General features: G+C 69.3%; 14 protein-coding genes and 3 pseudogenes. 10 read left to right on the top strand and 7 right to left on the bottom strand.

Annotation, left to right across the window (positions count from 1 at the left end; genetic code table 11):
• Positions 1–162 precede the first annotated feature (162 nt).
• Positions 163–894, bottom strand: coding sequence for a hypothetical protein (locus tag OHS71_RS01480; RefSeq protein WP_328475950.1), 732 nt, complete (start codon positions 892–894; stop codon positions 163–165).
• A gap of 469 nt (positions 895–1363) precedes the next feature.
• Between OHS71_RS01480 and OHS71_RS01485 the strand changes: the two genes are divergently transcribed.
• From OHS71_RS01485 to OHS71_RS01510, 6 genes and pseudogenes are all read left to right on the top strand, one after another.
• Positions 1364–1648, top strand: a complete 285-nt coding sequence (locus OHS71_RS01485; RefSeq protein ID WP_328475952.1) for a hypothetical protein — start codon at positions 1364–1366, stop codon at positions 1646–1648.
• Between the two features lie 205 nt (positions 1649–1853).
• Complete coding sequence (locus tag OHS71_RS01490; RefSeq protein WP_014173936.1) at positions 1854–2216, top strand: MarR family winged helix-turn-helix transcriptional regulator; 363 nt, start codon at positions 1854–1856, stop codon at positions 2214–2216.
• Positions 2213–3646 (top strand): MFS transporter, encoded by a 1434-nt coding sequence (locus OHS71_RS01495; protein ID WP_328475954.1) that lies wholly within the window; start codon positions 2213–2215, stop codon positions 3644–3646. The genes OHS71_RS01490 and OHS71_RS01495 overlap by 4 nt, the downstream gene beginning before the upstream one ends.
• Before the next feature lie 33 nt (positions 3647–3679).
• On the top strand, positions 3680–3973 hold the full coding sequence (locus OHS71_RS01500) for a DUF1330 domain-containing protein (RefSeq protein WP_328475955.1): 294 nt from the start codon (positions 3680–3682) through the stop codon (positions 3971–3973).
• A gap of 47 nt (positions 3974–4020) precedes the next feature.
• Positions 4021–4129 (top strand): annotated as a pseudogene (locus tag OHS71_RS01505) (transposase); the annotation flags it as partial.
• Positions 4130–4224: 95 nt separating this feature from the next.
• Positions 4225–4542, top strand: coding sequence for a hypothetical protein (locus OHS71_RS01510; RefSeq protein ID WP_328475957.1), 318 nt, complete (start codon positions 4225–4227; stop codon positions 4540–4542).
• A gap of 21 nt (positions 4543–4563) precedes the next feature.
• On the opposite strand, the gene OHS71_RS01515 is transcribed toward OHS71_RS01510, so the two are convergent.
• Positions 4564–5412, bottom strand: coding sequence for a CAP domain-containing protein (locus tag OHS71_RS01515; protein ID WP_328475959.1), 849 nt, complete (start codon positions 5410–5412; stop codon positions 4564–4566).
• Positions 5413–5926: 514 nt separating this feature from the next.
• Between OHS71_RS01515 and OHS71_RS01520 the strand changes: the two are divergent.
• A pseudogene (locus tag OHS71_RS01520) lies at positions 5927–6505 on the top strand (YdcF family protein); the annotation flags it as partial.
• On the opposite strand, the pseudogene OHS71_RS01525 reads toward OHS71_RS01520, so the two are convergent.
• Positions 6470–6655: pseudogene (locus tag OHS71_RS01525) on the bottom strand (transposase); the annotation flags it as partial. The pseudogenes OHS71_RS01520 and OHS71_RS01525 sit on opposite strands and share 36 nt — an antisense overlap.
• 68 nt (positions 6656–6723) lie before the next feature.
• Positions 6724–7671 (bottom strand): 5'-nucleotidase, encoded by a 948-nt coding sequence (locus OHS71_RS01530; RefSeq protein ID WP_328475961.1) that lies wholly within the window; start codon positions 7669–7671, stop codon positions 6724–6726.
• A gap of 228 nt (positions 7672–7899) precedes the next feature.
• Here OHS71_RS01530 and OHS71_RS01535 point away from each other — a divergent pair, with 228 nt between their 5' ends.
• Positions 7900–8376: a hypothetical protein gene (locus OHS71_RS01535; RefSeq protein ID WP_328475963.1), complete on the top strand. Its 477-nt coding sequence runs from the start codon at positions 7900–7902 to the stop codon at positions 8374–8376.
• Between the two features lie 41 nt (positions 8377–8417).
• On the opposite strand, the gene OHS71_RS01540 is transcribed toward OHS71_RS01535, so the two are convergent.
• Positions 8418–8714, bottom strand: a complete 297-nt coding sequence (locus OHS71_RS01540) for a hypothetical protein (protein WP_328475965.1) — start codon at positions 8712–8714, stop codon at positions 8418–8420.
• A 387-nt stretch (positions 8715–9101) separates the two neighbouring features.
• Here OHS71_RS01540 and OHS71_RS01545 point away from each other — a divergent pair, with 387 nt between their 5' ends.
• Complete coding sequence (locus tag OHS71_RS01545) at positions 9102–9611, top strand: hypothetical protein (RefSeq protein ID WP_328475967.1); 510 nt, start codon at positions 9102–9104, stop codon at positions 9609–9611.
• Between the two features lie 698 nt (positions 9612–10309).
• On the opposite strand, the gene OHS71_RS01550 is transcribed toward OHS71_RS01545, so the two are convergent.
• Positions 10310–10891: a dihydrofolate reductase family protein gene (locus OHS71_RS01550; RefSeq protein ID WP_328475969.1), complete on the bottom strand. Its 582-nt coding sequence runs from the start codon at positions 10889–10891 to the stop codon at positions 10310–10312.
• A 262-nt stretch (positions 10892–11153) separates the two neighbouring features.
• On the opposite strand from OHS71_RS01550, the gene OHS71_RS01555 reads away from it, so the two are divergent.
• Positions 11154–11795 (top strand): hypothetical protein, encoded by a 642-nt coding sequence (locus tag OHS71_RS01555; protein ID WP_328475971.1) that lies wholly within the window; start codon positions 11154–11156, stop codon positions 11793–11795.
• A gap of 378 nt (positions 11796–12173) precedes the next feature.
• Here the strand turns inward: OHS71_RS01555 and OHS71_RS01560 are convergent, their stop codons facing one another.
• Entirely contained in the window at positions 12174–13094 is a 921-nt protein-coding gene (locus OHS71_RS01560; RefSeq protein WP_443046836.1) for a phosphatase PAP2 family protein, read from the bottom strand.
• Between the last annotated feature and the right edge of the window lie 9 nt (positions 13095–13103).

The following is a 13103-nucleotide window of genomic DNA, read 5'->3' on the forward strand; positions in this document are numbered from 1 at the left end:
GTAGGCCCGCGCTGAGAGTCGTCGTGGCGGCGGGCCGAACGCCCTGTCCGGCAACATCGCAGGGCTTCGTAAAGTCTGATGATCTTCGACCAGCGCACGGCGGCAAGCAACGTGCACGCCGTGCGCTGGCCCTCTTGCGGTTCGCTGCGGGCAGGTGCCGGGTCAGCCCAGTTGTTGGGCGTTGAGGCCGGTGAGACGTTCGTAGGCGGAGCTTTCTTCGGGGTAGACGACCTGGATGTCGATGGGGAGGGCCGTGCCGGGATCGACGCTGTGTCCGCCGCCTTCGGGAGAGCCGAGAAGGATGGCGCCGTCGGTGCCGTTGCGGAGGATCTCGCCCCAGAAGGCGTCGATGAAGCTTTTGGACAGCGAGGTTCCCTCCGGCAGGTCGCCGAATCCCACGGTCCACTTCATGACGCGGGTGTCCTCGGCATACATCGTGAGCCGGTAGGAGTAAAGGTGCCCGGGGCCTTCCGCCCAGTGGCCCCGCAACTCCTGGTCGACGCGCAGGTTCCCCACGAAGGGGGACGCCAGCGCGGACCGGGCCTGGTCGTTCCAGGAGCCGTTCGGGCTCCCGGCCATGGGGATGGCGGCAAGGTTCGCAATCGAGGTCCCCCGCTCCACCGACAGCGAGTGTCCCTGCTGGTTGGCGGCCGAGAAGAGCGCGTTGTCCTCGATTGTGTTGTTGACGACCCCGCTCACCCCGTCGCCGCTGTGGTCGAACCCGTACTCCGAGAAGTCGTTGACGTACACGCCCACCGGAATGGCAAGGATCTTGTCACCCCGGCCCGGGGCCTGACCTACGTTGAAGCCCACGGCCCGGTAGAGACAGAAGTTCCCCTCGGGGCACGCCTCGGCCCCCTGGCCGTAGATCAGCTTTGGTTCCTTGTCGCTCACTGCACTCCCTCACCGTTTACGGCTGACGCGGCTGTCCCCGGGGCAGCCGCCGGGTTCCGTGGACCGTGACTGCCGCGGGTTGCTGTTCGGCGGGAGCCCAGCCCATCGTGACGATGGAAACGGCCCAGACACCCAACGCAACGCTATGCAAACTTTCGACTACTCAACGTAGTGACACGCGAGGCTCCCACACCCTGGGGCTTGGGCACAGCCGGCAACCAAGACGGCTACTGCCACGACGCCACCGCCCTCGCCCTCGCCCTAAGCCGGAAACCTGGCCCGCAGCAACTGCCGCAACGCCCGCCCGCTCCGGACCCGCCCGCCGCAACCCCGGCGGCGAGCCGGCCGACGCGACCCCGATGCCCCGATGCCCCGAACGAGGTGATCAGCGCCTTCAAGGACCTCCGGGCAGTCCAGGCGGGCCGGCGACACCGAGGCCGCTGCCGGGTTCGTCGCCGCCGAACCTGAGATGCCCGCGCTGCTCGTGAAGGTCGCCGAGCGGATCGTCGTCCCGGTCACCGCGCTGTGCGACATCGGCCCGGAGCCGTGCGACGACTCATTCGCCCTGCCGGCCGTCGGACGCGTCTTCGTAATCACCCTGCACAACCGGGCGCAAGCCGGGCCGGACACAGCGCAGGGCATCGCCCATGCCGTCATCCGCTTCACCAGGGAGATCCTCACCCGGGATCACGAAGACGTCGCCGACATCCTCCGACACATGGAAGCCGTCGGCGTCCGCGGTGGCCGTCCATGAACTCCGTGAACTCCTCGATGCTGCCCTCGTCCCCCGGGCGCAGCCGGTGGAGCCGGCGCCGGCCGATCATTTACATAAACTATGAATATAAAAATGTTATGCTCCGAGCATGAGTCGTCAAGACACCGCTCCTGGCGCGTCCGCCGCCATCGGGGCAGCCCTCTACGGCCTGGCCACCAGGGCCGCGAGACGCCTGCCCCGGGACATGAGCCTGACGTCCGCCGCCACCCTGGCCACCCTGGACCGGACCGGCCCTCGGCGCATCACCGATCTGGCCGCGGTCGAGGGCGTCACCCAGCCCGCGATGACCGCCCTGGTCCGGGTGATGGAGGAGTCGGGCCTGGTCGAGCGGCGGGGCGACGCGTCCGACAAGCGGGTCACGCTGGTGTGCCTGACCGAGGCCGGCGCCTCCTATGTCCGGACGCGGCGCCAGGCGGGCGTCCACGCGTTCGAGCGGTTGATCGGCGAGCTCACCGGCGACGAGGTCGAGGCGCTGGTGGCGGCCCTTCCGGCGCTGAAGCATCTGGCAGAGCTCGAAAGCCAGGACCGCGAAGGGCCGAAGCAGTGACCGGGCAGCCGGTCGGCGGGGGCGCGGTGAAGGCGTTCCCGGTGGCGCGTTCCGAGGCGCGGCTGCTGGTCCCCGCCCTGATGTTCATCGCTCTGGTCGTGGCGGCGGTCGCCAGCCTCGGGACGCCGCTCATCACCAGCGTGGCGACCTCGTTCCACGTCTCGCTCGGCAGCTCGCAGTGGACGTTGACCGTCGCGCTGCTCAGCGGCGCCGTCGCCACGCCGGTCCTGGGCCGGCTCGGAGCCGGCCCGCACCGGCGGGCCACGATCCTCGCCACGCTGACGGTCGTCGTCGTCGGCAGCGCGCTCACCGTGCTGCCGCTGCCGTTCGCGTGGCTGCTGGCCGGCAGGGCGGCCCAGGGTGTCGGGCTCGGGCTGACGGCGCTGATGATGGGCGTGGCCCGGGACCACCTCCCCGAGGAGCGCAGCGCGGCCGTGATCGCCCTGATCTCGGTGGTCTCGATCATCGGGGCCGGCGTCGGCTACCCGCTGGCCGCACTGCTCGCCGAGCTCGGCGGGGTACGGGCCGCCTACGGTCTCGGCCTGGTCGTCACCGCCGCCGCCCTCCTGACCGCGTGGCGCTCCATGCCCGAAGCCCCCGAAGGCCGCTCCGCCCACGTGGACGTGGCAGGCGCGGTCGTCCTGGCCGCTGCGCTGCTCCTGGTGCTGTTCCTCGCCGGCGAACGGAATCTGTGGAGCCGGCACCTCGCCGTGGCGGCGGGCCTCGCCGTCGCCGCGGTGGTGCTGCTCTGCGTCTGGGCCGTCATCGAGCTGCGCAGCACGACACCCCTGGTCGACGTGCGGGCGGTGCGGCACCCAGCGGTCGCCGGGGCCAACCTCGCCATGTTCGCCGGCGGGATCGGCATGTACCTCCTGCTCACGCTCATCACCCGGTACGCGCAGACGCCGCACGGCGCCGGCTACGGCTTCGGGCTGACGACCTTCGCCGCCGGGCTGGTCCTCATCCCGTTCTCGGTGCTGGGGTTCGTCGCCGGCAAGCTCACGCCGCGGGTCCGGACGCGGATCGCCGACCCCCTGCTCCTGGCCGGTAGCGCCGTCGTGGTCGGCGGCGGGTTCGCCCTGTTCGCGGCGGCCCGGTCGGACCTGGCCGAACTGTTCGCGGCGATGGGCGTGCTCGGCTTCGGCGTCGGCGGCTTCTCGGCCGCGATGCCCGGCGTCATCCTGGCCGCCACCCCCAAGCCCGAGACGTCGAGCGCCATGAGCTTCAACTACGTCGTCCGCAGCGTGGGGTACTCCCTGGGCAGCGCAATCGGCGGCCTGGTCCTCGCCGCGGGCACCGGTCCCGGCCACCTCTTCCCCGACGACAGCGCCTACACCACCGCGGCGCTGGTCGGCATCGGCGCCATGGCGATCACGACGCTGACAAGCCTCGCTCTCGCCCGCCGACGCTCGTCCGAGACCAACCTGTAAGTCAGATGCACTCATCCCCACACTGGAGGTTCCATGCCCAAGGGCTACTGGGTCAGCGCCTACCGCACCGTTTCAGACCCCGAGAAGCTGGCTGCTTACGACAAGCTGGCCCGCCTGGCCGTCGAGGCCGGCGGCGGCCGGGTCCTCGTCCGTGGCGGTCGGGCCGTGGCGTATGACGCCGGAATCGCCGAGCGCACCGTCCTGATCGAGTTCGACAGCTTCGAGCAGGCCGTCGCGGCGCGCGAGAGTGCGGCCTACCAGGAGGCGCTGACCGCCCTCTCCGACGGCGTCGAGCGCGACTTCCGCATCGTCGAAGGCATCGACTGACCGAGGCCCAGTCGGATCTTCACTGAAGCTGATCGCGCCGGCCGAGGGGCCTGCGGGAGTCGACCGAGTCGTGGGCGGACCTCCTGCGCGACCGCCGCCGGCGCGGCATGCGGGACCCGGAGCTGGTCGTCGGCGACGGCGCGACGGGCCTGTGGTGGTCCGGTCGTGGCCGGGGGCCCGATGTCACAGTCGGGGCATCCCGCTTTGAGACTCGGGCCAGGCTTGATCGCACTCTCGTATCGACGCCGGGTTTGGGGCTGGTGGACGGCGACCACGAGATGGCTCGCGAGCGGGCGGCGGCCATCGCGCGGTATGGCGGCATCCGCCTGGTCGAAGACCGCCTGGACATCGAGACATGCGAGGGCGCGGCGACCATCGGCCTGGAACTGGCGGACACCACACCGTCGTTCGACACCGTCCTGACAGCACGCTGGTGGCGGACGACCGAGACAACGGCAACACCGGCCGGCTCGCGCAGCACCTACGCCCTGGACAGAACGGCACCCACGCCGGCCGCGGCCGCTCGCTCCGGAGCGGCCGCGGCCGGTGTGATGGTCGGCGGGCCGTGACGGGCGTGGGCCCCGTGAGCGTCAGCGGACCGTGCCGAAGTCCTGCGTCCAGTAGTTGCCGGGCTGCGCCACCCCCACACCGATCTCCTTGAAGCCGCAGTCCAGGATGTTGCGCTTGTGACCGGCGCTGGCCATCCAGCCGGCCATGACCTGCTCGGGTGTGGAGTACCCGTACGCGACGTTCTCGCCGTAGGTGCTCCAGAGGTAGCCCGCGCGCGTGATCCGCTGTCCCGGGTCGGAGCCGTCGGAACCGGTGTGGGACATGGTGTTGTGGCTCGCCATGTCCGCGCTGTGGGCCTGGGCGGCCTGCGAGAGTTTCGCGTTCAGGGTGACCGGGGAGCAACCGACCTTGGCGCGCTCGCTGTTGACCAGGGCGACCACGCGGGTGACGGTGGGGGTCGCCGTGCCGGTGGCGGGGGCCGTGGTGGCGGGCGGCTTCGGTGCTGCCGTGGTCGTCGAGGTGGGCGCGGTGGTCGGCTTCGGCGCGGAGGTGGTCCTCGTCGGGGCGGGCGGGGTGGTCGTCTTCGAGACGGGCGCCTCGGGCTTCTTCGGGGCGGGCGCCGCAGTTCCGGGAGAGGTCGTGGGCGAGGCCGAGGGCGAAGCCGTCGCCTTGGGCTTCGCGGGCGGCCGGATGCCGCGCCCCCGGTGCCCGTCCCAGGACGTCTTCCTTCCGTCTGTCCGGTGTCCGTTCCAGGACGCCTTCCTTGCGTCCGTCCAGGGACCGCTGGACGTGGCGGTGATGGCTTCGGATCCTCCATCGCCCATGCACGCCATGGCGGCCGACGGCACCGCCACCGCGCTCAGCGCCAGGACGGCGACGGCTATGGACCGGCGGCGCGTCTTCCTGCGGTGCTTCCGGTGGTTCCTCATGCGGACCTCGTTCGGTCGACTCTCCTTGCGCCTCCGGCGGGCTCGGTTTTCGCACAGACACTGCGCTTGACCTGCGGGGACGCCTTGCCGGCCGTCATTGTTAAAAGCCGCGTGAGGGCACGGCAACGGGGGCTTCCACTACCTCGCCTAGTAGGCGAGGGCGCCCCTTGAATCCGCCCCGGGATTGTGCCGGGCCGCCGTGCCGGACACGGACGGCGCCTCACACTCCGTCAGAAGCACGGCAGGGGCGGTCCGGCGGCTCGAGGCCGGCGACCCGGGCCGGTGGCCCCGGCCGAGGTGCCGCGTATGCCTGCTTCCGCATGCCAGATCCGCCTATATCCGCCACATGCCACGTACTATCGCGGCACGTTGATAGGGACCGGGAACGTGAGGGATGTCACTGACTTTCCCCGCAACCCTGGTCGGCGTCAGGCCAGTGATCTTGGCTCTGGACCATGGCCGGCCATCACTCACCACCTTGATCCACTTCTGAAACACGCCCTAGAGTCGCCGCATGCGGCGAAGGACGGGACTGGCGATAGCTGGGGTTGCAGCCCTGGTCTGGGGCGAGTGGTTGAACTGGCGCTGGTCTCGAGCGCTCGTGGGGAATAGCGGGGGCGCTTCCGCCGCCGTGGTGGTGTTGGGGTACCGGAATCCCCAAGCGACGGCGAATTTGATCAACCGATGGCGAGTCCGTGCTGGAATCCGCTCCATCGACGCTGACGGGGCGCATGGGACCTGCGTGATCTTCAGCGGCGGTGCGACCAGCAGCGGCGCCACGGAGGCCCAGCTGATGGCTGACTACGCGAAGTTGGTGCTTGAGTTCGACGGCACGGTGCTCCTCGAAGATCAAAGCGCGACGACGTGGGAGAACATCGTGAACGTGATCCCACTGCTTGAAGACGTGGATCGCATCAAGATCGCCTCGCAGCCAGCTCATGCACTCAAGGCCCGTGCGTACTTGCGGCGGCAGCGCCCCGATCTTGCAGAGAGGCTGGTGCGCGCGGATGACTACCGCCCCTGCGAGTGGATGTTCGTCAAACCGTTGTTGGCTCTGTACGGACTTTGGACACTCCGCGGCCTCAAGGCCGATGTGCAGCACGAAGAGGATGCCCTGGGACACCAGCCGGTCCGGATGCCGCTTGCGCCCGGGGTGCCGGGCCCGACGCTCCACCTTCGGCAGCAGCGGCTCGATCACCGCCCACGGCTCGTCGTCGACTTCCCACGGCTTCGGCCGCGCCACCCCGCACCCCCCCGATCACCTGCTCCGGAGTGATCCGACCATCTCAGAGATCATTTCGTTAGGAGTTCTTAGTCAGGCGCCGAACGGTCCGGTTCGTTCAGCTTCCCGAAGGGGATGTGCACGCTGGGCGTGCTGCGGGCGGTGCCGGTCAGGTGGCCGACCTGATCGTCGAAGAAGATGTGGGGCCTGAGGACCTCCATGATCGTGCTCTTGTCTATGCCACCGAGGAAGAAGGCGTCGTTGACAGTCACTCCCCAGTTCTTCAGGCTGCGCACCGGTCGCTCGTGAGCGGGCGCGGCGCGCGCGGTGACCAGGGAAACGTGGACACGAAGCTCGTAGTCGGCGTCTTGTGCTCGTTGTTCTTCTTCGCGTCGCTGGAGCCGGTTGACGCCTGCCAGGAAGTCACGCAGGGGTCCCGGGTCGTGCGGGGTGGCGGCGTTCGTCGTCTCGTGGAAGCGGAAGCCCTCGATACCGCCGGCCCGGTATACCTGCTCCGAGGCGTCGTCGGCGAGAACTCCGTCGAAGTCGAAGGCGATCCGCAGATCCTGGTCATCTCCCTCGTCGGCCACCGCTGGGCCGAGCACGCGGCCGGCGGGCAGCCCGAGTGCGACGGCCTCGCGGACATCGTCCTCGTTCGCGGACAGGAACAGGGACATGTTCAGGGCGGGCATGAAGTGGTAGGGCGAGCGCCCCTGCATAAAGATGGCCCGGCTGATCGGCAGGCTGTAGGACTGAATGGACCGCATGACCCGCAGTCCGGTGTCGGGGTCATTGCGGGACAGGATGATGACCTCCACCAGAGGGTCACCGGGTGAGAGATCGTTCAGGGACAGCAGTCTGCGGATGAAGGGAAAGGCAACCCCTTTGTCCAGCGTGTCGTCCAGGTGCTCCTCCTGGTAGGCGCGGTAGGCCTCCTCCCCGTGATCGCGGAATACGGCATCCGCCTCCGCCAGGTCGAACAGTGCACTGGAGGCGATACCCACGACCAGGCGGTTCTTGAGTTCGTAGACGGCCATGGCGTCCTCCCCTGCACCCATTCGCACATACGCCTCGACCAGGGTAGGTCAGGGCGCGCTGCGAAGGCGGCTGACGCTGCGACGCCCGCATGCAGAGCAATGGTGGGGTGGCTTGCCACAGAGACGGGGTGTCCGATCGTGAGGAGCGAACTGCATAAAGCAGCAGCTCAGAGCGCAGGTGAGACGTCGGCAGGCTTCCTCCTCCCCCTCCCCGACAGAATGAGCCGCATGGCCGTAGACAAGGACGCAGCGTTCGGACTGCCGCGAGGCGCCACAGGCTTCTTCCACCCGAAGGACGGGCCGCTACCGGAAACCGACAAGCGGACGTTCCGCGCAGCGCTGTATGCAGCCGCCCTAGCGGCCAAAGGCCATGTGGGTGAGGTAGAGGAACAGACGTACCCCCGTACGTTTCATACCGCGGCAGTCGTCACGGGCACAGGCGAGTGCGTCATCCTGTGTCACGCTTACCACCCCTGGATCGCATTCGCTCAGGAACGCCGGGACTGGTACACCGAGGAGTTCCTCGCACCGCCACCGTGGGCCCATGCCTTTACCGACCTGGGGTTTGTCGTGCTTGATCACGCGCAACTCACTCTGCCGCTCTCGGACTTCGACACCTTGGCCCTAACCCAGGGTGAATGGCGCGAAGTTCGCCTCTACGGCATCACCACCTTGGGCGGAGTGCTCTTCAACGCATGGGACTGACGCCCCATCAAGACCGCGACGCCGGACGACACATGTCAGGGTCAGGCTGCGGGGCTGCGGCGTGCGCGAAGCCGGTGGACACCCTTCACGGAGTAGCCGATGCCCAGGAGGGTGAAGCCGACGATGCCGAGCCAGAGCCAGGAATCCGACACCCTGGCACTCAGGAACATGCCACCGAACAGCAGCAGGCCACCGACTGCGTCGATCAGGTCGAACCACCCCTTGGCGCGCACTGCGGGATCGAGTCCGCGCAGCCGGCGGATGATCGGAACGAGGCAGAGTGCCTGAAGGAGGGCGGAGGCGAGAATGACCCAGTCGAACCAGTCAGGTGTGTCCACGGCGGGCACTGTATCCCCCACCGGGGACCCTGGGGCGAAGATCCGGAAGACGCAGATGATCCGCCTGGTGACGCCCGTGGACACGTCAGACGAAGGCCGCCTCAGCGTCGGTCGTCCGACTCCGTCCGCGCTCCTCCATTTCCCCAGCGTCGCCCCCACAGGGGATATCAGGGCGCGGCGCGGCGACTTGAGCGGGACTGGACGGGGCGGGGTCGGTCGGCGTGCCGCACCAGCGGGGGCAGGGTCGAGGTAGCCGGGCTGGATGTCTGTGCCGGTGTTCACCTGTCCGCCCGGTCCGGCAGGACAGCGGTTGACGGATGCGGTCAGGCTGGGTTCCTCGGCGGGAGGGGGCGGTCATGCGGTCCCGCCTCATCGATGGGAGCACACATGCGCGGTAACCTTCTGCGCGCCTTCGGCAAGATCTTTCTGCTCGTGGCCCTACTGGGGCTGACTCTTCCCGCAGCGGGCGCCTCCGCATCCGCCCAGGTCATCCACCGGCGCACTGAGGTACTGGCGTTGAGCGGCACCTTTTCCTCCGCGGTGGAGCCAGTCACTCTGACCGGCCGGATCCGCGTCAGCGTCACCACCCGGACCAACCCGGGCGGCGGCGGGACCGCCACGATCACCAGCCAGCTGATCAACACCACCGGCATCGGCCAGGACAGCGGCCGCCGCTACCGCTACATCGGCGCCGACCGCACCATCGTCGCCTTTCCGCCGGGCCCGGTCATCCCGCTGGCCGTCTTCCCCACCTTCCTCGAGTTCTATCCGCCGGGCCCGATCGTTCCGCCGCACCCGATCCAACCCGTCACGGTCCTCACGACGGTCCTCGCCGACGGAAGCATCGACAGCATCTCCGCCACCGTCGGCCGTCTGATCGAAAACCCCGACAACTGAGCGACACGAACGCCACCACACCCGAGGACCGCGACCGCTGCGCCACCGCAGCGGTGTCGCGGTACCCGGCCGCTCGACCCCGGCATCAGCCTGCCGGCATTCCCCGCGCCGTCTGACGGCCGGGCGGGCTCCCGTTCCGGCTCGGGGGAATCACGGAACGGGAGCCCTGCCTCCATCTTCCCCGCCGGGCGGCCGTACGGATGCGTCACGTGCTGCGCGGTCTGCGCGCCGCCGTCTTCTTCGCAGTCTCCTTGGCCGCGGTCGCCGGCCGGAGACGGCGGAGGCCGGCCCGAGGAAGGGCGTCTTCTTCGGGCTCTTCCCGGCCGTGGCTTCTTCTCCGGCTGCGCGGGCTCGTGCACGTCGGCGTCATCGGTCTCACCGCGGGAGGCCTGCGCCTTGCGCGCCAACTCCTGCCGAGCGGCCATCAGGTCCAGGACCTGCCCCTGCTCCCTCGGTTCGGGCGCTTCGGGCAGCGGCTTGTCCTGCCGCCAGGACTCGATGATCTTCGCCCTGGCCTCGGGGCAGGAGCCGCCGGCCTCCTCCCTCTCAGGATCCTCGCGCGCCACACTCTCCATCAGCGCCAGCGCTGATCGGTGTCGCCAGCCCGGCCAGCGACAGCGATGCGGCAAACGCAGCCGGATGCCCGATCTTGTGTCACCGTTCGCAGTGGACGTCTTCGTGTACCCGCTTCGGATCGGTCAACGGCGCACCCGATAGCGCAGGTGAAGCACCCGGTTGCCCTGAATCGCCACGTCAGGGTCCTCCAACAGCTGCTGGGCGTGGACCGACCCGAAGTAGCGCTTGCCGGACCCGAACAGGACGGGTACGACGTCCATGCGCACCTCGTCGATCAGGCCCGCGGCAAGCACCTGGCCACCGACGTCGCCGGCGGCGACCTCGACCATGCGGTCGCCCGCAAGCTTCTGCGCCTTGGCCACGGCTGCCTCGACGCCGTCGACGAAGTGAAACGGCGCCTCGGGGTCCCAGTCCTCGGGCATCGGCCGGTGCGTCACGACGACCACGTGGTCGATCCCGCCCGGAGGCTTCCCGTCCCAGCCGTCCGTCAGGTCGAAGACGTGGCGGCCGACGATCGTGACTCCGATCTGGTCCCAGTACGGCCGGGTGTAGTCGTAGGAGGCCTGCGACACCTTCAGCTCGCCGCTCTCGTCCAGCGGGACGTCACCGCTGGACAACCAGTCGAACAGCGGTCCGGGCTGGTCGTTCTCGTCCGCGACGAAGCCGTCCACCGACACCGAGCTGTACAGGACCACCTTGCCCACGGGGCTCTCCTCTGCTCAGGGGTTCCCCAAGTTAGCGTGTCGTGAGCGGTCACTCCTGTAAGAAATCAGCCGGTCGGCGCGGCCGGCCGTCCAGCGCCTGGCCGGGATGTTCACGCAGGAACCGCCGCCGGACTTCGACGTACCGGGGTCGGTGTGAGCCGACTCAGCCAGCGCTCTGACCGCATACCTTCTCGCCGGGGTGAGCGGGTGTGAGGCCATTAATGCCGGCCACCTGGCCGAGGCATCCGCCTATGCTCGGCTCGTGCAGCCGCTTCCCGACAACAGCAATCCGTTGATCATGGCGTTCCCAGCCGAGCTTGCAGGCGACGCCGCGGCAGTTCTGGCAGTGATGCCTGATTCTCGGCTCCAGCCGCATGTCCCGTTCCCGGTCGCCGTGGGGGGCCAGCAGGTTTTGATCCCAGGGCGCCTCTACAACGACGAGCCGTCGACGGAAGCGGTGGCGTCGCTTTCGTCGCGCCAACGGCAGCTTCTGCACTGCCTGTACTCAAGGCACTCCGACGGGGTGGTCAGGCAACGTCATCTGGAGAAGGTCGTTGCTTCCACGGACCCATGGGTCGTCCCCTTCGTCGTGCAGCTCGTTGGCGAGTACGTCTTGGAGATCCTGGTCGTCATCTGCGATGAGCTCCGTGATCTCGCCACCCCCGGCGCCCGTGGACACCTCGCTTACGGGCAGTTCATCGTGGACAACCCGGCCTTCTTCGCGCGCACTCAACGGCGGGTCGTGAGCTACTGGAGCTGCTACTACCGGGGCTCCTACGCGAGTTTTCGGGGGTATCCGGGGTGCACGCTTCTTGACCTCCTACGGTCCGCTGCCTCCGCCAGAGCAGGGCATTCCTGGCCCAACCTCGCTCCAGCCGGCGCCAGGGTGGACGGCTACTGCTAGGACCCGGCCGGGCAGGCCGCCAGGCCGGTCAAACGGCACCGGCGAAGGGACGTCCGCCCCGACGGATGCCCTTCTTGCGTCACCCGCAGTCGCGGATCGCTCAGCGGGAACGCCCCGGGCCGACGGGTGACGGCAGTGACGTGCGCCCTTCGGGGATCGCCTGACGGGTTGCCTGCCGTCCGCGTAGGCCGACGGCCCCTGAACTCGCGGTGCACCTCGGCAGCGCGGTGGACGTCCCTCGACGCGGCGCCGGCGGGAGGACGCGCCGGGCGGTAGCGCATCCCCGCTCGGGCGTCGACGGCTTCTGCGACTGGGCGGTGGCGTGGGACCGCCGCTTTGCCAGGATGCGCCGGTTCCGGCCCGGAGCCGGCCGGGTGGTCAGTCCAGGACGGGGCGTGTGCGGCGTGCGGTGTGTGCGGGCCGCCCGACTGCGGCGTACCAGACCAGGGCCGCGCATAGGAAGGCCGTCGCCGCGGAGACCAGTGACCTTGTGAGGGTGTCGTTCCGTGCGCCGGAAAGGAGGGCGACGGCCAGTGCCGACGTCAGGGTGATGACGGGCAGCGCACGGGGGCTCCGCGTGGCGCCTGGCACGGCGGCCGGCGGCAGCAGCCAGGTTGCGAGGCCGTAAAAGGCACAGGCCAACAGTGTGGCTCCCAGCACTTCGCTGGGCCGGTGGCCGCCCATGGTCGCGCTGTAGGCGGCGATGCAGGCGAGCCACAGCACACCGGCCGTGGCGACGTAGGGCCGGATGCGGCGGGAAACCACGAGGACGGCGGCGAGGGTCAGCGCCGCGGGGATGGCCGTGTGCCCGCTGGGGAAACCCTGATCAAGGAGATTCTCGGGCGCGCCCACCAGATCGGGGCGGGGCAGGGTCGATTTGAGCACCTCCTTGCCTCCGGTCGTGAGAATGACGACCCCGAGTGCCGCGCACCCCTGCCGCCAGCACCGCCGCACCAGGGTGAGGACCACGATGACGGCCAGGCCCACCATCAGGGTGGGCTTGGCGCTCAATTCCAGCGGCGGCAGGGGCGTCGAGCCGTAGGCCGCTCCTGACAGGGGGTAGATCCATGCAGCTTCGGGGTCCCCTTTACCGAGATGGAACAGGGCGTTCTCAGCTCGTTGCCCCCACGGGGTGCAGACGGCGAGCAGGTAGACCGTCAGGAACCCCAGGGTGTAGAGCAGAGCCGGCATCCACGGCCGTGTCGTGCGCGACGGGCTGGGGTTGGCGGGGGCATCGGGGGCCTGCCTTGTGGCCCCCGGACGGTGCGCGGGCAGGGACTGAGAATCGTGCTGAGTCATCGCTCTGTT

The organism is Streptomyces sp. NBC_00377 (assembly GCF_036075115.1).
GTDB lineage: Bacteria > Actinomycetota > Actinomycetes > Streptomycetales > Streptomycetaceae > Streptomyces.

Bases quoted from the DNA above. Each gene is read 5' to 3' on its own strand.
- OHS71_RS01490 (WP_014173936.1), top strand. From the start codon at position 1,854: ATGAGCCTGACGTCCGCCGCCACCCTGGCCACCCTGGACCGGACCGGC.
- OHS71_RS01560 (WP_443046836.1), bottom strand. From the start codon at position 13,094: ATGACTCAGCACGATTCTCAGTCCCTGCCCGCGCACCGTCCGGGGGCC.
- OHS71_RS01515 (WP_328475959.1), bottom strand. From the start codon at position 5,412: ATGAGGAACCACCGGAAGCACCGCAGGAAGACGCGCCGCCGGTCCATA.
- OHS71_RS01530 (WP_328475961.1), bottom strand. From the start codon at position 7,671: ATGGCCGTCTACGAACTCAAGAACCGCCTGGTCGTGGGTATCGCCTCC.
- OHS71_RS01485 (WP_328475952.1), top strand. From the start codon at position 1,364: ATGCCCGCGCTGCTCGTGAAGGTCGCCGAGCGGATCGTCGTCCCGGTC.
- OHS71_RS01545 (WP_328475967.1), top strand. From the start codon at position 9,102: ATGCGCGGTAACCTTCTGCGCGCCTTCGGCAAGATCTTTCTGCTCGTG.
- OHS71_RS01500 (WP_328475955.1), top strand. From the start codon at position 3,680: ATGCCCAAGGGCTACTGGGTCAGCGCCTACCGCACCGTTTCAGACCCC.
- OHS71_RS01535 (WP_328475963.1), top strand. From the start codon at position 7,900: ATGGCCGTAGACAAGGACGCAGCGTTCGGACTGCCGCGAGGCGCCACA.